This is a genomic window from Vibrio sp. 397 (assembly GCF_033339395.1).
Classification (GTDB): Bacteria; Pseudomonadota; Gammaproteobacteria; order Enterobacterales; family Vibrionaceae; genus Vibrio; species Vibrio alginolyticus.
On record NZ_JAWOUN010000013.1, the window covers coordinates 21,224 to 40,611 of the forward strand.

General features: G+C 47.4%; 13 protein-coding genes. 8 read left to right on the plus strand and 5 right to left on the minus strand.

Annotated features, from left to right (window positions below):
* Positions 1-314: 314 nt before the first annotated feature.
* The 8 genes from R7P36_RS18640 to R7P36_RS18675 all read left to right on the plus strand — a co-directional run bounded on the left by R7P36_RS18640 (position 315) and on the right by R7P36_RS18675 (position 9,451).
* Positions 315-638: a hypothetical protein gene (locus R7P36_RS18640; protein WP_069497786.1), complete on the plus strand. Its 324-nt coding sequence runs from the start codon at positions 315-317 to the stop codon at positions 636-638.
* Positions 635-1,048: a hypothetical protein gene (locus R7P36_RS18645; RefSeq protein WP_069497785.1), complete on the plus strand. Its 414-nt coding sequence runs from the start codon at positions 635-637 to the stop codon at positions 1,046-1,048. Before R7P36_RS18640 ends, R7P36_RS18645 begins: the two co-directional genes overlap by 4 nt.
* Positions 1,041-1,667, plus strand: a complete 627-nt coding sequence (locus R7P36_RS18650) for a hypothetical protein (protein ID WP_213967943.1) — start codon at positions 1,041-1,043, stop codon at positions 1,665-1,667. Before R7P36_RS18645 ends, R7P36_RS18650 begins: the two co-directional genes overlap by 8 nt.
* A complete protein-coding gene (locus R7P36_RS18655) occupies positions 1,664-6,457 on the plus strand; it encodes a hypothetical protein (RefSeq protein ID WP_318081557.1) in 4,794 nt (1,597 codons plus the stop codon). Before R7P36_RS18650 ends, R7P36_RS18655 begins: the two co-directional genes overlap by 4 nt.
* Positions 6,458-6,525: 68 nt before the next feature.
* Entirely contained in the window at positions 6,526-7,209 is a 684-nt protein-coding gene (locus tag R7P36_RS18660) for a hypothetical protein (protein WP_213896417.1), read from the plus strand.
* A gap of 215 nt (positions 7,210-7,424) precedes the next feature.
* Positions 7,425-7,547: a hypothetical protein gene (locus R7P36_RS18665; protein ID WP_256011401.1), complete on the plus strand. Its 123-nt coding sequence runs from the start codon at positions 7,425-7,427 to the stop codon at positions 7,545-7,547.
* 66 nt (positions 7,548-7,613) lie between these two features.
* Complete coding sequence (locus R7P36_RS18670; protein WP_318081556.1) at positions 7,614-9,023, plus strand: hypothetical protein; 1,410 nt, start codon at positions 7,614-7,616, stop codon at positions 9,021-9,023.
* A gap of 95 nt (positions 9,024-9,118) precedes the next feature.
* Positions 9,119-9,451, plus strand: coding sequence for a hypothetical protein (locus R7P36_RS18675; RefSeq protein WP_079878982.1), 333 nt, complete (start codon positions 9,119-9,121; stop codon positions 9,449-9,451).
* A 21-nt stretch (positions 9,452-9,472) separates the two neighbouring features.
* Here R7P36_RS18675 and R7P36_RS18680 read toward each other — a convergent pair whose 3' ends face one another.
* The 5 genes from R7P36_RS18680 to R7P36_RS18700 form a co-directional block, all read right to left on the minus strand.
* Positions 9,473-10,393: a ParB/RepB/Spo0J family partition protein gene (locus R7P36_RS18680; protein WP_213896419.1), complete on the minus strand. Its 921-nt coding sequence runs from the start codon at positions 10,391-10,393 to the stop codon at positions 9,473-9,475.
* The gene (locus tag R7P36_RS18685) at positions 10,390-11,163 is read right to left on the minus strand and encodes a ParA family protein (RefSeq protein ID WP_069497779.1); all 774 of its coding nucleotides are present in this window, start codon (positions 11,161-11,163) and stop codon (positions 10,390-10,392) included. Before R7P36_RS18685 ends, R7P36_RS18680 begins: the two co-directional genes overlap by 4 nt.
* Positions 11,163-11,405, minus strand: coding sequence for a hypothetical protein (locus R7P36_RS18690; protein WP_069497778.1), 243 nt, complete (start codon positions 11,403-11,405; stop codon positions 11,163-11,165). The genes R7P36_RS18685 and R7P36_RS18690 overlap by 1 nt, the downstream gene beginning before the upstream one ends.
* A gap of 618 nt (positions 11,406-12,023) precedes the next feature.
* Positions 12,024-12,449, minus strand: a complete 426-nt coding sequence (locus tag R7P36_RS18695) for a hypothetical protein (protein WP_213967944.1) — start codon at positions 12,447-12,449, stop codon at positions 12,024-12,026.
* A 56-nt stretch (positions 12,450-12,505) separates the two neighbouring features.
* Positions 12,506-19,225 carry an SNF2-related protein gene (locus tag R7P36_RS18700; RefSeq protein WP_318122253.1) on the minus strand — a complete coding sequence of 2,240 codons (6,720 nt, stop codon included), beginning with the start codon at positions 19,223-19,225 and terminating at the stop codon, positions 12,506-12,508.
* Between the last annotated feature and the right edge of the window lie 163 nt (positions 19,226-19,388).

Sequence of the window (19,388 nt, forward strand, 5' to 3'; positions counted from 1 at the left end):
CGCATGCGAGAACATTGGCGCATATTGATGCGAAAACGAAATTGGATATAATCCAAATCTCTCAAATATAGATTTCACCTCATTGTTTCCTCGTGGAATGTTTTGCTCGCGTTGCCGCGCGACAAAACGGTTGGATCAGCCTCTCACTCACTCGTTGGGTGAGAGGTTTTTCTTTATGTAGACCGTTGATAAATCTCTTTTTCCCCTAAGCGAGCCCTATTTTATAGCCTTTAAAAAGTAAGTAACGCCCGTCTATTGAGCAATCACCATCATTCCGAATACACTTTGCAAGACACATATAAAAGGGGGATTTAATGCCAGTATCAGTTGTTGGTGAGAGCTTTGCTATTAGCGTTCTGGCTCTATCCGTCCTCAGTGGTGTTGGGTCATATCTCCAAGGCATACGCGAGCAACGTTTGGCTGGTGGATTCCTTGACTTTTTAACCGAGCTAACGCTGGCGTTGGTGGTCGGTTTGATAGTCGCTTACTTGTGTGACAGTGAGGGTGTGGAGTCTGGTTACACCAGCGCGCTTGTCCTCATCGCGTCAAACAACGGAGCAGACTCAATTAACTTTATCCGCAAACTAGCTAGCCACACGTTAGCGAGATTCTTTAATACCGGAGGGCAAGGCAAATGATGGAATTTGCAGTAATTGGCCTAGCCATTGCTGACCGATTTTTGCTTAAACGAAACGCAGTAAAAATACTGCATGCAAACCAGATGGACGATCCCGAAGTGATTCGATTCGTTCTTGGTTATCAATCTAACCGAGCTATTACGAATGGGACATTAACCTATTCGTTGCGAAGTAAGAAACGACCAAAAGCCGTCATTACTCGCACACGTAAACTCGACTTTTCACACGCCGGAAATAACAGCGAATACCTAACGTTCGACCGCAAATTGCTTGAACGTGAAGCAGGGGAAAAGCTACACGGCGAGTGGATTCTGGACGTGAAGATTGAGCGCTCCTGTTCCCTAATCAATCCGCTATACAAAATCTTCCCTACCTGTACGACATATTCAGAGGAATTTGAAATTGCGTAACAACAGCAAGTTTGCACTAGACCAGTCGCACAACTATGTGGTGGTCGATTTTGACAACGTGACCGAACGCGGCCTTAAGAGTCTGACCACTGCGTTAAAACAAGCGGGTGCGACTGTTACAGACGTAGAAGCCTCGAACAAGAAAACGAGACGAGACGGCGAGACAGTAAAACGCGCCAAACTGTTCTTTGATAATGGCCAGTCCATGACGCTGTTTATTGGTGATGAGGGTGACATTTACCAAATGACACTGAACAACACGAAACAGCCTATCCCAAGCGTGAAGAACGAACGCGAGCTTGCGCGTGAAATGGTTCGCCTAATGGAGCGCAACCAAAGCAAGTTTGACAAGCAAGTAGCTCGCAAAGCGGCACAGGCCGTTAAAGACACCTCAGACATTCAACCAGCCACACGTTCTATTGCTAAGCGATTGGAAGAAGCCAAGGCAGCCGAGCAGGTTGCACAATCCAATTACACCAACGCCCTAGCCGCTCGGGACAGCGTTCGCACGAAATTGGAAGAAGACCAACGCCGTGTAGCCGATCTTGAAGCTGCATTAGAGCAAGAGAAGCAAGAAACCAAGGAACTTGAAGCGCAATTAGAGGCGGCCAAAGCATGATGTTTACCAGTCAAAATCAAATCAAGATTGTGGATCGCATCGACCATCTAGCTAAAACGCTAACACCGGAGCAAATCGAAGCGGTACTGCAAGGTGAAAACGCCGACCAAATCCTAGAAGCACTATCGCTTGAGGATTTGGAGAACACTTACCTATACCAGTGCAAACCAGTGCCTCAAATGATGCTAGAGGCGTTCAAATCGAAAGCGTCAAAGCTTGAGTTTCGTGCTCAGCAATTTGGTAAGCACTTGGAACGTAAAACGCCTACGCTATCGGTAGAAGCTGTAGAAGTGGGTAAACCGCGCAAATCTGGTGCGGTCGCTGTCCAAATGGTGAAAATCCCATTTTCGGATGGCCAGAGCATTTCTATTGCGTTCCATGCGCCGGATAACGATCCGCTAAAAATCAATCCAGACGACACGCTAATTGCGTTCCGCTTCCTAATGAACTCACGCGACATTACTCACGTAGTCGCGCCAAAGGGCAACATGGATTTATCCCTTAAGGAAGTGACCAACAAGCTAGCGCAATTGCTTGAAAACAACAGCGAGAAGTTTGTCGCCGCTAAGGCGAAGAAAGACGCTGACAAGAAAGCATTGGAAGAAGCGCAACAAAAGGCACAAGAGCTCGATGAGCAAGCCGCTCAGCTAGGCGAAGAAACAACAGACTTGGAACAGAAACTTGATGAGCTGGCCAAGAAAGAGAAACGCCTAAAAACTCAGATTGCTACGCAAAACGAAATCCAAGAAGAACTACGCAAACAGCTTGCTGCTATCAAGCCAGCAGCAAATACAGCAGCGACCAATGTGGACGCTGGTGGCAGTCCGTCTCAAGTGATCGAGCAATGGGACGCTTCATGGACTAAGCAAGAGAAACGCGACTTCATCATTGAACGCGCTTTCAATGGCGATCTCGATGCCTTTGTTAAGCAGCTAAGCCAAGAGTTTAAAGACTCATTAGAGTTTGCAGGTGCAGCAAATCAAAACGTTCCTAGCACGTATTCAGAGTCGTACATCAATGATGCGATTTATGAGCTCGATAAAGGCGCTATGACGGTATCAGAGCTTGCCGAGGCTAAAGAATACATCCGTGATTCAATTGAAAACGATTTTCCTCAGTTGTCAGACGAAGAACGCGAGCGAAAAGCGAATATCGAGCGCAAAGAATGGCTATTGGCTCTTATTGGCCGCAAGACCATTGCTAAGGGCTGGAAGATGGATAAAGGCGAAGATAGCGAGCCGTTTGTCTACTTCGAATCGCCTGACGCGAACGACGATGATAGCTTTGGCCAGTACATGATCCACGCGCGCGATAACCAAACCTTGGCTGTCACTTACGGCGAGGGTTCACCGCTTGCTGGTGGCGACGATCTACAAGGTTGGGAAGCGGCTAAATCGCTTATTCTGGCTGACTACGACCGTGAATCTAAGTTGCTTCAAGATACCGATGACAGCAACGAAGAACCGCAACCAATTGAGAACGACGAGCCAAACGCGAACGACCAAGACAAAGACGAAACCACAGCTAACCTATTCTGGTATGGCCTACGTCTACGCCCTTATGGCTTGGGTACAACGCCGCCACAACATCAAGTGGTTAAGTACCTCGATCCAGAATCGGCTCAAGAGCAATTCGCTGACGCTGGTAATGGCATTCGCCACGGCGCGATCGCTTATGACCAAAAACTGCCACCAGAGCTAGTAAGCAACTTTGACCTAGAGCCGCTATTTGGCATGGTTGAGGGCGACCTAGAGGAAGCGGAGCGCATCGCAGCCGAAGCGCTAGACCAATGGGTTGAGGACAAAGGCGTTGATGAAATTCCTCAGTCTACGCTCGATACCCTAAAACAAGTGGGCTTCAAAGCAGCGTTCGCTAAGCAGCTACGCCAGCAGCCGGAAATGAAGAACCGCAAGGAAAATCCAAAAGCGTACAAGCTATGGAGCACATCGATTGACCTTGTGACACCGGAAATGATTCAAGAGATTGCCGAAGACCTAATGCTGGTTCAAAGCGATGCTGAATTACAGCGCCAAGCAGAACACACGCAAGGCCGCATGCGCTTCCAAGAAACTGCCCTATCCAAACTTAAGGATATGCAGTCAGTGAGCCCAAGCGATCGCAAACGTCTTGTTATGCTGGCTGACCTAACGCTAGGTACTGGTAAAACGCTAAAACGTGGCGAGAAAGTGGATGACCAAGCTAAGCGCATTTCAGAACAAGCGCACCTAGTGGAATCACTACAAGGTGAAACCCTAGCGTCATTGGAAGCGCAATTTAAGAACCGCAAAGAGATCACTGATTTCCTAACGGCTCATCGCATCCCATTTAACCGCCGTGCGAAACGTGCTGACCTACTGCAAGCTATCTTGAACTACCGTGACGGATTCTTTAGTGCAACGGCGAAAATGTTCGACCTACGCGCGCTACGTGGCGACCTATACGAGAAGTTTGAGAACGGCGAAGCGTTGGCACTGGATGACGTAGAAAAAGCGTTTAGCGCGACTACGGTTTACCATGAGGGTGACGTAGCTTACACCAAGGCAAAAGGTGAAACCGTCATTCCAGCAATGGCAGACCAAGGCGAGGACTACCAAAAAGTTGAGCGCTTCATTAAGGCGATCGATGACGGTAGTTACCCTGACCTATCCGAACTAAGTTCAGATGAGCTCTTTGCTCAGCACTACGCAATGGCGAGTGTTACCAACCAAGACATCCTGGCAATTCATGGTTTTAGATTCTTGGATAACGATGAGCAGATCGACAATGAACAGATGGCGCGCGCTATCCATAACTCAGTCATGCCATTGTGGTACACAAAAGCTATCGAAGCGGAATACGAAAGCCGTGGCTTCCCTAGCCTTGCTGCATTGCCTGACTTGAACCATAAAGGCCAATTCAAGGCGACACGCGAGAAGCGCTACGCACCAGTAGGCACTACTGGCCAAGCTGACTTTAGCGTTATCGATACGTACACAGGCAAGGTGCTAGAAACTGGCCTAGAGGGCGCAGCAGCGCAGCAAAAAGCGACTCAACTAAACGACCAAGCAGTGAAAGAAAGCACTATTGCAATCTTTAACATGCTTAAGGACGGCAAAACGCTTGAGCAAATTGCAGAGACGGAATACAGCGCACCACTTGAGCCTGTCAGTCCGGCTATGTTCACCACAATCAACGGCTTTGAATCATTGTATTCAACGCTGGCCATTAACGGCTCAGGTTCGCTTCACTCGCGCCCAACACTACGCGAGAACGCCGACAAGCTACTGGCCAAGGTGGACGATGACGGCAAGATTAACGGCATTGCGCTAACCGAAGAACAAGAGAACCAAATGGAAAATACATTTGGCTACAGTTTCTTCTCTGCGAAGTCGAACAAGGGTAAAGAGCTACGCTTTATCGCTAACACCAATTCTCGCAGCTACCTAACGGTTGACGGTGCGAACAAACTGCTTGAGCTATTGGGTGCTAAGAACGCCGTAGAATCTGACACAGCAGATGAAGTGAATAAGGGCACGTCCGAGGAAGAAAAACAACTTCTCGCTCTAGACCCAACTCAATATTCATTTGGCTCAATCTACGAGAAAGAGGGCATTCGAGATACGGGTGAAATCGCTAAGCGAATCCGCGCCTTTATCGCTCAGCTTAAGAAAGCTGGCAAAATCAGTAATGACGTTAAAATCTCAGTACGCAAGCCTCGCTACGGTACACTAGATCTAACGCTGACTGACTTGCCAAGAAACGTCATGCTCTACAATCCAGCTTACCTACAGTTCGAGATTGATAACCCTAACTCGCCAACGCCACACGGTATGAGCCGTTATACCGAAGCAGTAGATCAGCTGATCGAGTTCGTTAACGCTTATGTAGGCCAATACGACTACAACAACAGCGACACAATGACCGATTACCACGATCGCAATTTCTTTGGTGGCCGCCTAACCGTGGACTTTGATTTTGGTAAAGAGCGCAAAGTGGTAGAGCTCGCGTCTCTAACTGAAATTCACCAGCAAGGCGAACAGGCAGAGGATGACGTACTAGACGTTAACTCATTCCGTGAAAGCCTAGACGAAGAAGAAGCGAAAGCACTTGAGCAGCTAGAAGCCTTTACCAACCTAGAGCTAAAACTTGGTAAGCAGGAAGTGACATTCCCAACAGGCCGAGTGAAGTCGATTAATGCGAAAGATGAGGACGGACTAACTTACAGCCTAGACGTTCTGTTCGACATTCTAGCGACCGACTTAAGCGAAAAAGCGAAAGCTCAGCTTGAGACGATTAAGGGCTGGCAATCTGCGGATACCTACTACAACGAAAAAGGCGCATTGGCACAACCAAGCGTTGCGGCTGGTATCCATTCAGTAAATGGCTCTGTACCAGCGAACGTGTACGCTCCGTTAACCGTGCGTTCATGGCTAAACGAACGCTACGTTGATATTTACCCAATCGCTAAAGATGGCGAGTACAAGTTCGCGCTATACCAAGGCAATGACTTGATCGGTGAATTTGACGATACAGCGGAAATGGAAGCGTTATTAGTGAAAGCGTTCAATCTAAGTAGTGAAGCGCCTCAATCTGAAACAGAGGGTAATAACGAAGAAATGGAACATGTAGAGAAACTAAAAGAAATCCGAGATTTCACTGGTGAACCTACGCCGGAATTGGTTGATGAGTTCCAAACCGCACTAGAACAAGCTTACGCCTACTTCGAAGCTAACGACCAAGTGGCAGAGAATGAAGCGTTGATGGATGCCGCTCTAAGCAACATCACCAGCATGATCCAAGCGCAAATCTAATCACAACCAAGGCCGCCACATCGGCGGCCTAAACCGGAGAGAATCAAGTGTTAAGCTTAAGAGAAAAAATGACGCTCAACCGCGATGCAGCGGGTTTGTTGAAAGAGCTTAAGAGTGGCCAGCTATCGATTGGTGAACGCATCAAAAAGAACCGTGAGCTGGTGGAAATTCTTAATAAACTGACTGGCGCTAACCAAAAGGTTGAGCAGAAGCCGGTATCAAGTTCGGATGAGCCAATATCGGTAGAAGAATTTTCCAAGTTAGGCCGCTCCGATAAGATTGAAAAGCTCAATGAAGTGCTATTTCTGCCTAACTGGTACGAATACGAAATGGCGTTTTTCCCTAACTACCAAGTGGTTGAAAAGGGCGATAACTACGTTGTGTACAAAGATGGCGAAAGCTTCCAGTTTGGCTACAAGGGGCATATCGCGCGAGGTTTGGACTACTGGAAAAACGATGCGGGTTCAGCTAAGAAAAATGGTGGCTTTGGTAGCTGGTCGCGCGCTGACCGTAACAAGGCTATCAAGACTCTTACGAAGCACATCGAGCAGAATGAGCGCGACAATGGCGAACGTCCAGTTGAGCAAAGCGATCTAGTTGCGAGATTCCTTGCTGGCGAGTTTAATAACGCCAAACCATCGGTGTTTGTTGATGTAATGCGAGACGTTCACTCAGAGGGCTTGGAGCTAGATAGCATCAAGCAAAAAGCGATTGAATGGTTCGAGCACAATCCTGACAAACTGGCCGCTTAAGTTTTCGCATGCGAGAACTTTTTTGCATGGAGCGCGAAAAACACGGATGTTTTCGCATGCGAGAACTTTAGGAAACACTATCCCGTATAGTTTTCGCATGCGAGAACTTTAAAACATGACATTCCATATACTTTTCGCATGCGAGAACTTTAAAAGATGGCATTCGATATAGTTTTCGCATGCGAAAACTTTTCAGAGAACTTGAGAAAACCAAAATGAATGTTTTAACTAAAATCCGAGCAGACTATTACTACAAGCAATCTCTAAACCTTGCACTGGCAGCCAGTGAGCGTCACAACTACGCCAAGGCGCTTTTCGCATTGCTTAAGAGTCTTTAATCCTTTTTCCCTGTCCCAAAAGTTTTCGCATGCGAGAACTCGCCACTCCAAACCGGAGCGGTCAAATTGAATCAACTCACATCAATTAACGCCGAAATCAAAGAGGCAAAAAACATCAATGACCTAGCCGAGATTGTTCAACTGTACGCAACAGACAATCCAAAACCCAAGCTAGGTCGAACCAGCTACGTTGTGACAGCAAAAGGCGACGAAGTAGAAACAGGCTTTAAAGTCGTGGAAGCCAGCGACCTTATTCCATCGAACGATTTGGACGGTCGAATCAATCCGAATTTTCCACAAGAGCTGCAACCGCGCGACCGTACTCGCGTATCCTCAAAATTGCAGATCTCAAAAATGGCCAACGATTTGCGCCCACAACAATTAACCGATTCTGGACTATCTAGCCACGGCGCACCGATTGTCGGCTCGGACAATGTGGTGGAGTCGGGGAACGGTCGAACCATCGCTATCATCAAAGCGTATAGAGAGGGCAAGGCTGAAAAGTACCGCCAGTTGCTAATCGACAATGCGGAGCGCTTCGACCTATCACCGGAGAAAGTTGAAAGCATGCGCGAGCCAGTGTTGGTTCGAGAACGTGTTACCCAAGTTAACCGTGCTAAGTTTGCCCGAGATTCCAACCTCTCTGACTTGCAACAAATGAGCGCAGCCGAGACGGCTTGGGTTGACGCAGAGCGCATCGATGACCGCATGATTGCCCTGTTCCAGCCGAGCGAAACAGGCAACCTTTTGGCCAAGTCTAACCAAGGATTTATAAACAGCTTCCTAACCGAAATTGGGGATAACTCAACCGCCGGACTACTGACCGAAGATGGCCGACCAACCAAACAACTGATTGAGCGCATGCAAAATGCCGTGTTTGCCAAGGCGTACAAAAACGAGAAGTTGGTGAAGCTGGTAGCCGAGGAAGCCGATCCCGAAATTCGCAACATTTTGAGCGCGCTAAACGGCGCAGCAAGCGCATTTGTTGAGATGCAATACCTTAGCGGGGAAGTTCACAAAAACACGTCTGAAACGCTGGCAGAGGCCGTGGAAATTAACGCTTCACAACCTGACCTCGCCAAGTCAGCACTTGACTCACTGGTGCAAGCAACCGAGCTGGTAAGACAGGCAAAAGAGTCCGGCCAACATATAGACGAGCTATTGGCTCAGTCCGGTTTGTTTGGCGACAACGATCCCGAGGCCGAAGCGCTGGCGAGATTCATTGCTGCTAACAACCGAAGCGCAAAACGCATGACGCTGGCATTTAAGACAATGGCCGAGGCAATCAATAGTGAACTGCTTCACCAAGGGCAAGCGCTAGGGGATATGTTTGGCGGTGGCGGTGCATCGCTTATCGATATTCTTGGCCGAGTGAATCAAGAGCTGGAAAACGAGGGCATACAAACAGGCTTTATGTTCGAGTCTGTTCTGCGACCGGACGAACTTGCAAGAATCCATTATGCAGCTATAAAATAGGTCTAGGCTTTCAAGCCTGTGACAAGCTAGAAGACACGACAAAAAACGCCAGATTTAATTGTCAAATCTGGCGTTTTTGCATTTGGGAGTAGGGGATGTTTACTATCAGGCATCGTTATCACTACGGGCTAATCGACATAAACGAAGACGGCGTTGCCGATGGCCATTCAGTCGCAGGGAATGAGATCCCCGCTTTAAGGAAAGATGGCGAGTATATCTACAGACCATTTAAAGGGGCGCTAGATAATATCTATCTACTGCATGTCCAAAAGGTAAAGCTGGTGAATATCGTCGCTTATTGCGATGACGAACTAGGGCTATTTGGCTGGCAAGACGTGCCGCTCGATCACTATGTAGTTGGCGTGTACCGTGACGGCGGGTATTACGTCCTAACGAAAAACGGGCAGCTAATTAGCCACCCGCTTTAAAAGTTTTCGCATGCGAGAACTTTACACACGATACCCAACTAATTGAGCTTCACCAACTGGCACTTGCTCAAGTTCGCCATCATCAAACAGTACCGTTAGCTTGTCGCTATGCTTACCAGATGCGAACACCAAACCATGACGACCATTAACCATGACACAAATGCTGGTAGGCTTTTGGTTTGCCGTAGGCTTTTTGCTTGCTGGTGTCGTTTGGGTCTTTTCTACCTTGTCTGCTTTATCTGCTTCGCTAAGCTTGACCTCAACCTCATTGCCAAACGCATTGGTGCGTAACTTCACACAATCTTGGCGTGTTAGCTTCTCGCCGCTTTCCAGTGCTTCACGAACGCGCTCAGAGTTATCGATGGTTGCTTTGCGTAGTTCGTTGATGGACTCCACATCACCAATAATCCCTTTTTGGAATGCTTCCAAAACAAAGTCAGGGGCTTTAAGTACATTTAGGTATTTCGAAATGTAGCCGTCTGATTTGCCAAGACGCTTAGCCAAGCCACGGTTATCAAGATTGTGCTTTTTCTTAGCTTGGTCAAACGCCTTACCTAATTCGATTGGCGTTAAATCTTCACGCTGGATGTTTTCAATGAGCTGGCCAAAAATATCGCCCTTTTCACGGACAATACATTCAACGTGAGTCAGCTTGTCGCTCAACATAGCGGCGCGCCAACGGCGTTCACCCTCTTGGATTTTGTATCCCTTGCCATCGAACGGGTAAACAACGACAGGTTGAATTTGGCCGTTTTCTTCTAGGCTTTCGCACAATTCAAGTAGTGACTCATCGTTAAATTCTTCACGTACTTGCTCAACTGAATACAAAGAGTCTTTAGGGATAGCCAGCACTTTCGCTGCATCGCGGATTTCTACCGCTGATTCATCCAAGAGATTATCTAGGTCGCTAAGCTTGATTCGATCTCTTAAGCTTTTGGTCATGCTGTCACCTCTACCATGCGCTTGCAAAGTTCATCACAAACCGCTGTAAAGCCGAATTTCTCAGCCGCTTTAGGGTTGGTTTCAATCAGTGCTTTGCCTTGGTTTAGAGCTTCACTTACGCGCGTTGTTTTAATCAGTTTGTTTTCAAAAACTAGGTTGCCGTACTCTTTACGAAGTTCCGCTTCCTGTTCGCGCTGGTCGTTTGTGATATTGGCTTCGATAAGGTTTAGGACAATGCCTAACACTTCCAAGTCAGGGTTCATTCGACGGATTTGGCGCGAGGTCTTAACCAGCTCATTAACGCCTTTGATCGACATTTTTTGTGCTTGGCTAATGATAAGTAGCTTACTGGCCACAAGTAGCGCTGCATGCTGTAGCGCGTTCGCCGCTGGTGGACAGTCGATAAAGATATAGTCGTAGTCGTCTTTGATAAGGTCGATAGACTCAGCCACGTTTAAGATTTGTGATTGAGTAATGTTACCCATGCGCTTATCGCCGCCAATAACGTGTACGTTTTCGCTTACTACAAAAGGCTTAGCCTTTACTGGATTTTCGAAAAGGTTGTAAGCGTTGTGTAGGCAGCTCGCAGATGTGTACTCTGGATTCTCGACCATTTCCGGTGCAATAGAGCCGCCCAAGTTGTTTTGCGGGTCAAAGTCCAGGAATAGACATTTCTTGCCTTGGTTAGCGATGCTAATGCCAAAGTTGTAAGTACAAGTTGTTTTACCTACGCCGCCTTTTTGGTTGGCAATCGCCATGATAGTGCTCATTAATGATTTCCTTTGCTGGTGGAGTTTGTTTGCTGTTTTGGTTTGCTCAGTGCTGTTTCAAGATCATCGATATAGCACTGAACCACATAGTCGGTCGTACCGCCGCCATTCATGGCTTTGTAGATGGCAGTGTGACAAGGGCTTACTCCCTTAACGCCATCAATAAGCAGCTTGGCTTTTCTGGTACTTCCTGCTTTCTCGACTAATTGAATTAGTCTTTCGCATCGTTCCTTGGATGCCATATCAACGCCTCTTAATTGTTGTCACTGGCAACGGGGGTTACACTATACGTTGCCAGAAGCAACAGCACAAGCGAAAAAGTGAACAAACAGAACCGATTGCACAAGTTTTCGCATGCGAGAACTTTGAGAAAAATGTGAGATTGATTCCGAGAGTTTTCGCATGCGAAAACTTTTTGACAGAATTATTACTTACTCAATCCAGCAAAGTGACAGAATTGCCAGCGCGTAATCAGCAAGTGTAAGCGGTTGCATAACCAATTGTTTTTAATAAAAAAGACTAAAAAAACTTGTTGAATATGAAATTTATCTCATATAAATTACACACCAGATAAGCGATGCCGAAAACTATTAGGGGTAGTAGTGCTTGTGTTTATGCTTATCGATTCAACGTGCAATCCCCGCCATTTTCTCAGTGGCGGGGTTTATTTTTTTCTAGCAAAAGTTTTCGCATGCGAGAACTTTATGAAACACTATCCCGTATAGTTTTCGCATGCGAGAACTTTAAAACATCCCATCCTGTATAGTTTTCGCATGCGAGAACTCTCTACCAAATTCCATGCAAAAAAATACCCGCCAAAGATGACGGGCATATGAGAAAAAGTTTTCGCATGCGAAAACTTAACGCATCGATTTGCTGTTAACACTCCACGCTTCGAGATTTACATCCTCGATAGAATATTCAAATTCTTCATCATCGGCGTAGTAGGTATGTAGGTTTGCTTGCCAGTAGCCTTTATCAATTTGCTCTTGCTGGTACGCCCACGCAGCACACAACAAAATCGCAGGGTCTTCGAAATTGAAGTGTTGCTCTGTGATCACTTCTGAATCGCTGCCAAGGTCATAACCATGCTTGGCCATGAGTGATTTAACCGCCCACCAATAAGCGCCATAGTGACGGTACATGAGCGGATTGGCTTGAAGTGTTTTGTAAATGCCATCTACTTGAGCTCGGATAAATGCTTCTTTGCTTTGCGCTGTTTCTAGCGCCTCATCGAGTAGGGGCTGTAGATCTTCAACGGTAGGCAATTTCACTTGGGTAATCATTGTTATCTCCAAAAAGTTTTCGCATGCGAGAACTTTTTCGCATGCGAAAATTTAAGTTAGGCAGCTTCGGCCAACGTGTTGTGAATGGTTAATAGCGATTTCGCCAGCAGTTCTAAATCCGCTTTCGCAGAGATAAACCACCAGCCACCATTAAACTCACTGCTTGCGTTCGAAGCGAAGTCAGCGCCGTACTCGGCCTTGGCTTCCTTGTCACCAGCGAACATCACTTTCAGCGAACCTTTAAGGCCGTTGTTGTCCATCAAACCAATGCGTTCGTATGGCTCTACAACAATCTCTTTTCGGTTGCGACCGCGCTTAGGCTTCCAGCTAATTGGTGAAGTCACCATTTTAACGTCGATGCCAATGCCTGACATTAGTTCGCTAAACTTCTCGATGCTCTCTACGTTAATGGCAGAGATATTATCGATTTTCACTTTCTGCGTTTCGGTCACTTTAACCTCGGCCTTTTCCGGCTTATCCGCATTTAGGTACTTCTCGATAAATTCCTCACGCTGTGCGCTGCGATAAGTGAATAGCGAACCATACGCACCTTTCATGCGATTCAATGACCAGTCATCCGAGAAGATTAGGCCATCACCGGATAGGAACTCACGTTCGCCAATAGCGTGTAGGTCAGCACATACCTTAAGCATGGTTTCTTGTGAGTTTTCGCCGTAAATCGCATCGACCTTTTTCAGTAGGTGAGTATCGGTCGTTGGTTTGTATTGCGTCATCCAGTACGCGATCTGTGATAGACGTTTCGCACGGTCAGGGTCGTTAGCCACCAGCTTAGTGAAGTCAGCGAATAGCTTATCTTCCAGCTCTGTGCGGTATTCGCTAGAGCGTTCGGTCAGAATATCGGTGTAACGAGTGAACTCACGAGCCGATAGGCGGCGAGCTTCGTGTGCGTTGGTATAACCTGTCCATTTCAAATTGCTTAGATGGTTATCTAGCTCTTTAAGGAAAGTGATAGACGTTTTGTAAGTCGTCTCTGCTTTCAGTAACGCTTCTTGATAAAGCTCAGGGTATTTTTCCTCGAATGCTTTGATCTCAAGTGTCACCAGTTCAACAACTTCCTGTTCGCTCACTTGGTTGCCGTTTTCCATCGCCTGTTTGTCCCAATCGCTACCGATAAAGAAACTTAGAATGTCGTGTTCCAACATCACGCGACCTTTATCTTCCAATTGCTTGGTTACTTGGTCGAGTAGGGCTTTCACGATCGCTTTATCGCTCGCATCTGGATAAATCAGCGTTTGGTCTGGTTCAACATCCAATCCCCACGGCGTAGAGAATGAGCCGTCAGCATTGCGCACCAAACAACGGCGGCTGTTACCGTAGGCTTTCATTTTCTTTTCTGCGACCAGTTCAAAGAACGTCTCACGGTCAAACGTATGAGCGACTTCACTTAGTGGTACACCTTGGAGCGCTTTTGCTTCTAGCGCAGCTCTATCCTGATTCACTGGCGCAATTTCAATGATGCGCTCAACAGGTAGATCGACATAGTTGCGTGACGCTGGTTCGCCGTCCATTTCAGTAATAAAGCCGTCCACCGTGCCAGATTTACGGTCGAAGTTGGTGATCATGATTGTTGCTTTTGAATCGTACTCGGCGCTCCAAGAACGGCTCTTAACTTCGGCTTTGTAGGTGTAGCCATTACGCACAATCACACCGTTGCGAACAATGTATAACTCTGGATGAGTTAGGAAGTCAGGGTAATCCTTTAACACACCGTCATTGATGGCCAGCTCCATTGCTGGTTTCAATTTCTTGATGGTATCGCTCGCTTTGTCGCGGTTTTTGATCGCTGCCTCAAAGGTTTTGATTTTGCTTTCTAGGGCAAACAATCTGCCTTTAGTGCGTTGGTAGTTTTGGTGCTGCCAACTGCCTCGCTTCTCGCCCTCTGCGCGTAGGCGATCTTCTTCCACTTCATTGCGTAGCGGTTCTAACTTATCGCGTAGTTCGGCCAGCTCGCTTTCAACTTCGGCCACATCCAAAGCAAGCATTTGGGTAGCTTTGATGTACTTGCTAACGTTGATACTTGCTAGTCGGCGTTCCTCTAATTTGCGCTTGCGCTCCGCTTCACGTTTGGCCGCTTCGATACGGGCTTTCGCTTCTTCTGGATTCGCTGCCAGCATGATTGCTGTTTCGTCGGCTGCGTCTGCATCGGCGTTCGCAATGTACTTGTCATTACCTTTGAACATTGTCTCAATCCAAGTGGCTTTACGTTGGATTGTGGCCAAGCGGAAATCATCGAATGAGCCTTTAGACGTGTAGTAGTGAACGTTCACGCTGTTTTGTTTAGAGCCAACGCGCGCGCCACGGCCATTACGCTGTGTGATACTCATTGGAGTCCACGGTAGCGTTAAGTGGTGAATATCGGTTGTGCCATGATGCAAGTTAATACCGACTTCGCCTTTTTTATTGAGGATCATGAATTTGTATTTCGAGGTGTTGTAAGCATTGGCGATTGCTTCCAAACCTGCTTCTTCATCGTCCTCAGTGGCCTTAGAGCCTTTCTTACCTGCAACGGTATCGCTGTTCAAAATACCGATTTCAGACAGCTTGCAACCAACGAAATCCGCAATGATGCGAGCCAGTTTTTTGTGCTGTGTTTTTTCTTCGGTAAAGACAAGCTGCTTACCACCAGCCAGATAAATCTCGCGCGCGTTCTCAAGGAACTTGGCGTACTTAGGAGAGACAGGGTGCGTAAATTTCAACTTAGCCTTGTCACAAATGCTTGTGAACTTATCATCAAGTTGCTGGTGGAGTTGAACCACGCAGTGATCGCCCTCGACCTTAACGCTCTTATCAACCTTAACTTGGATTTTGCTTAGCTTAACCGTGCCGTCTGGTGCTACATCCTCAAAAGTGACTGTGACGGTATTTGGTAGCTTAGCGACTGCCGCCTCAACCTCTTTCTTGTTGTCCTTAGCGAATCGGTAGGTAACACGCTCATAGTACAAATCAAGGTCTGTACTTACCTTGTCCATTTTACGGATCAGGCCGAAAACCGTGTCGTTAGGGTATTGCTCGACAATCTCTTGGTTTTCGTCTTTGTCTGGATTGCTGATGGCGTCAGCGCGTTGGCGTAGTTCCTCATATAGCGCTTCCTGTTCGCTATTCATTTGGACAAAGCTTTGTTGGCTAATCAGGTCAGGAATGTGAACGTTGGCACCAACGGATTTAGCATCCTCGATCGTCATGTATCGGTTAACGATGTTTCGAAGTGCGTCTAGGTTTTGGAATCCGAGTAGGGCTTCACGCTGTTCAACTTCGCCCGAAATCTTAGTAACCAGCGCTTCGCCAGTCTTACCAAACATGCGGATAAAGTCGTCGCTGTCAAAGATACCCATCTTGGCAAACGTGTCTGCCGGAATGATGTGGGACAGCATATTGAACATATCAACAGGGCTGTTTACGGTTGGCGTAGCTGTTAGGAAGTAAACGCCTCGACCGTCATTGCGCGCTTTAATGACGTTGTTCTTAAGCTGCATATCGATAGCGCGATCGGCTTGCGCTTGGCTAGGCAAGAATGCCAGGTTATTTCGGTATGAGCCGCCCTTGTACGAGTTACGGAAATCATGCGCCTCATCGACCATAACCGAGTCGAATAGCAAGTCCTCGAAGTACGGTAGTTCTTCGTTTTTGGCCGTGCCATCGTCAGAGTATTTCGCTTCAAAGCGCGCGTTCTTCGCTTTCTCTGTGTGGCTTTCCGCTTCCTTAACTAGCTTGCTTGAACCAGCAATCAAACCAGCATCGCGCATTTCAAGCACGTTGGCCGTAATCGTGTCCGGCTTCAATGGAATGCGGTTGTACACGTCTTTTGTCATTACCACGATGCGAGCGGTTGACTGTGTAAGCTGGTGGAGCTGCTCTGCTACGCGCTTGCCGTTGGTGTCTACGGTCAGTTTGGCGCGCAAGATAGGATCGCCTTTCTTGTCTAGCTTAGGTTCGCCCGTTTCATCCAATACTGGTTCCCGAATGATTTTGCCGTCATCGTCTTTGTGAACCTCAAGGCCGATAAATACCTTGTCAGATAGATTGCTTTCACCAAAGAACAGATCGGCTTCATAGAACCAGTTTTCTAGCACTGATTTAGGAACAACGATGGCCACACGGTTTGCGCGTTTGGTTTCTAGGTTGTACTGCACTAGACCAAGGCCAGTGAGCGTTTTACCCAAGCCAGTACCAAAGGCAATAATGCCGTTACCGTCTGCACTGTGACGGCGAATCGTTGAGTTTTGGTAAGGTAGGAACTCAATCGCACCAGATACGCCATCTAGCGATAATGGAGTGTCATCGAACTCCGGTTTAATCCAACCGTTAAACGTATTGTTGTAAACCTGTTCCAAGTATTCTGAATGGTCAGATGATGCAATCCATGTAGAAAACTCATCATCGAGGCGGCGCATTTGTTCACGGATAAGTGATTTATCTTCGTTCTTACTACCGCCACGAACCGCACCATAGTTGATGTACGATTCAATTTGACGCTCAAATCGCTCATCGCTGTTCGCTGCTTTACCTTTCACGCCATTACGAGTTAGGCCATCAATCCATTCGCCATCACGCCAACGGTAGCCAGTGAGGTATTGGCCGGATTCGCTTTGTACGAAATCCTCAAAGCCGTCCTTATCCTCGGTAAAGTCGCCCAAGATAAATTCCGTGTAGCCACGGTCATGCAGGAACTCAAGCATGATGTTTTTAGGAATCCACTTATCGGTAAGCTTCATCTTCACATCGGCAATCGAGATCTTGTTTCGCTTAGATTCGATGGCTTGGATTTGGCGCATGATGTTAGCTTTCACGGTATCGCTGGTGGCCGATACTAATTGTGTGGTCAGCTGATCCATGCGTTTACCGACAAGGCCAGTCGTCGCTTTGTGGAATGCTGTCACCGTACCGTCAGGGTTTACGGCTACCTCATCCATGTTCGCTAGGTAATCAAGCAACTGCTCATCGCTCATCGTATCGATACCGCTTGCGGTGTAATACGTGCGAACGTCATGCAGTGTCAGTGTGGTTATGCCTAGTTCACGGTCGCATAGATGGAACACGTCACCAATGCGAGACGAACTGTATTGAACAGTAAGTTCACGCTTAAGGTCGCCTTTGAGTAGGTCAGACAGTTTGCCCTTAGAATCGATCGATGAGTGGTAGTAATTCCATGCAGAGACGTACTTCTCGCTTAAGTTGCTTAGCGCTTTCTTCGATACCTTAGAGCCGCCCATTAGTGCGTTCAGCTCTAACACTTCGCCGCTTAACTTCACGCGATATTGTTCGGTCTGGAAGTCCTCCGCGCCCATTGCCATGTTGGCCAAGTCGCTATTGGATGTGGTTCGGCCACCAGCAACCAGCGTTGCAAGTGTTTGAACTTTCATGCCAAGTAGAATGCCTTTGTAAGCGTGTTCTTGGCTCGCTTTTGGCAGCTTGGCAATCTCGCGCATTAGGGCTTTAAAGTCGTCATGACACAAGTAGCCGTAATCTTCGAAAATCTGTAGCGCTTGGCTGGCCGATAGCTTAAGCATCGATTCAGTAGAGTAGGTGATAGAACCGATCTCATCGGTGTTATCTACGCCATAGGTCGCCTTGCTGATAACGCCTGTTTTCGCGTTGCTTTCGGACACTTCCCATTCGCCATCAATCATTTCGTATTGCTGGCCATTGCGGAACATTGTATCGCCCTCGGAGTATTTCGCGCTCACTGGCTCGCTTACCGATTCATCAAGCAACATCCAGTCGATACGGCTGTTAAAGCGGCGCATTAGGGACTGTTTAATGTCCTCGTTAGAACGGTTGCCGCGCTTCACGACTTTGCGCGCAAACTTACCTACGCCCTCAACAGTCTGTTCGCCGTTGATGAATTTCTTACCCTCGCGCTCGAACCACTTACCTTTAAGCCAAGTATTCCAAAGCACGTTAGATTCAATCAGCGTGTCACGGTCGGCACTATCAATCAGTGCTTTCGCTTGGTCGCTGTGTTTGCGCCAGATAACAAGGTCAGTCACTACGCCAGTATCAGCGAACGTGCCCGTTGGTAGTCGGTGCGCGCCCAAGAACTCCGCTTTAAGTGCGAGTTGTGTACGCCACTTCTCAAGGTTTTTCGCATCACAAATACGAGTTGGAAGCACTAGGGCAATCAAGCCACCAGCTTTCGCTTTATCGATAGAACGAGAAACGAAATACTGATCGGCGTACTTAATGTCTTTGTACGCTTTGTCTTTCATTGCACTAGCATCACGAACACCATAAGGCGGGTTGCCGATCACTAGGTCGAAATCGCCAATATCGGGATTGCTGGCCACGGCTTCGAATGCCGATTGAATTACATGATCTTCGGGGTGAAGAATCTGGTTAATGGCCGCCGAGGTCTGATCCATTTCTACGGATGTAGTTAGGGTGCCTTTAGGTTTGGTTTCGCTAAATACGCCCACGCCCGAACTTGGTTCAAGTACGCTACCGCCAGTAAAGCCATAGGAGCGAACTGCATCCCAAGTCGCGCTCGCCAGCCATTTAGGCGTGTAGTATTCGTTGGTGGAGCCACCGATACCGCCAAAACCTGTGTAGTCGCGCAGAGCTGCTTTATCTTCGGGTGAAACGTTGGAGTAGTCGCCGTTGTACTTGGCGAGAATGTCTTTGGCTAGTTGGTTAGCCTTAAGGCGCTGGTGGCCTTTTGGAGTATCGCTAATATCGACAGCGAGCAAGGCTTCAAACTGGCTGACCAGTTCATCGATTGTTGTCGCCTGTTCAATACTGCGGGTTAAATCAGTGTTCATCGAACTTGCCTTTTATTCTTTGGATAAAAGCCAAAAAAAAAGTCGAGCTTTCGCCCGACTTTTTCCTTTCCTATTCCCCATCCCAAAAAAAACGCCACTATCAATATCAATTTAAGTTAATGAATAATCTAAAATATCTAAGGAAGTAGATTTTTAGGGACGA

Excerpts from the sequence above, each read along its gene's own strand:
- R7P36_RS18640 (WP_069497786.1), top strand. The coding sequence starts at position 315 with ATGCCAGTATCAGTTGTTGGTGAGAGCTTTGCTATTAGCGTTCTGGCT.
- R7P36_RS18645 (WP_069497785.1), top strand. The coding sequence starts at position 635 with ATGATGGAATTTGCAGTAATTGGCCTAGCCATTGCTGACCGATTTTTG.
- R7P36_RS18655 (WP_318081557.1), top strand. The coding sequence starts at position 1,664 with ATGATGTTTACCAGTCAAAATCAAATCAAGATTGTGGATCGCATCGAC.
- R7P36_RS18660 (WP_213896417.1), top strand. The coding sequence starts at position 6,526 with ATGACGCTCAACCGCGATGCAGCGGGTTTGTTGAAAGAGCTTAAGAGT.
- R7P36_RS18665 (WP_256011401.1), top strand. The coding sequence starts at position 7,425 with ATGAATGTTTTAACTAAAATCCGAGCAGACTATTACTACAAGCAATCT.
- R7P36_RS18675 (WP_079878982.1), top strand. The coding sequence starts at position 9,119 with ATGTTTACTATCAGGCATCGTTATCACTACGGGCTAATCGACATAAAC.
- R7P36_RS18680 (WP_213896419.1), bottom strand. The coding sequence starts at position 10,393 with ATGACCAAAAGCTTAAGAGATCGAATCAAGCTTAGCGACCTAGATAAT.
- R7P36_RS18685 (WP_069497779.1), bottom strand. The coding sequence starts at position 11,163 with ATGAGCACTATCATGGCGATTGCCAACCAAAAAGGCGGCGTAGGTAAA.
- R7P36_RS18690 (WP_069497778.1), bottom strand. The coding sequence starts at position 11,405 with ATGGCATCCAAGGAACGATGCGAAAGACTAATTCAATTAGTCGAGAAA.
- R7P36_RS18695 (WP_213967944.1), bottom strand. The coding sequence starts at position 12,449 with ATGATTACCCAAGTGAAATTGCCTACCGTTGAAGATCTACAGCCCCTA.
- R7P36_RS18700 (WP_318122253.1), bottom strand. The coding sequence starts at position 19,225 with ATGAACACTGATTTAACCCGCAGTATTGAACAGGCGACAACAATCGAT.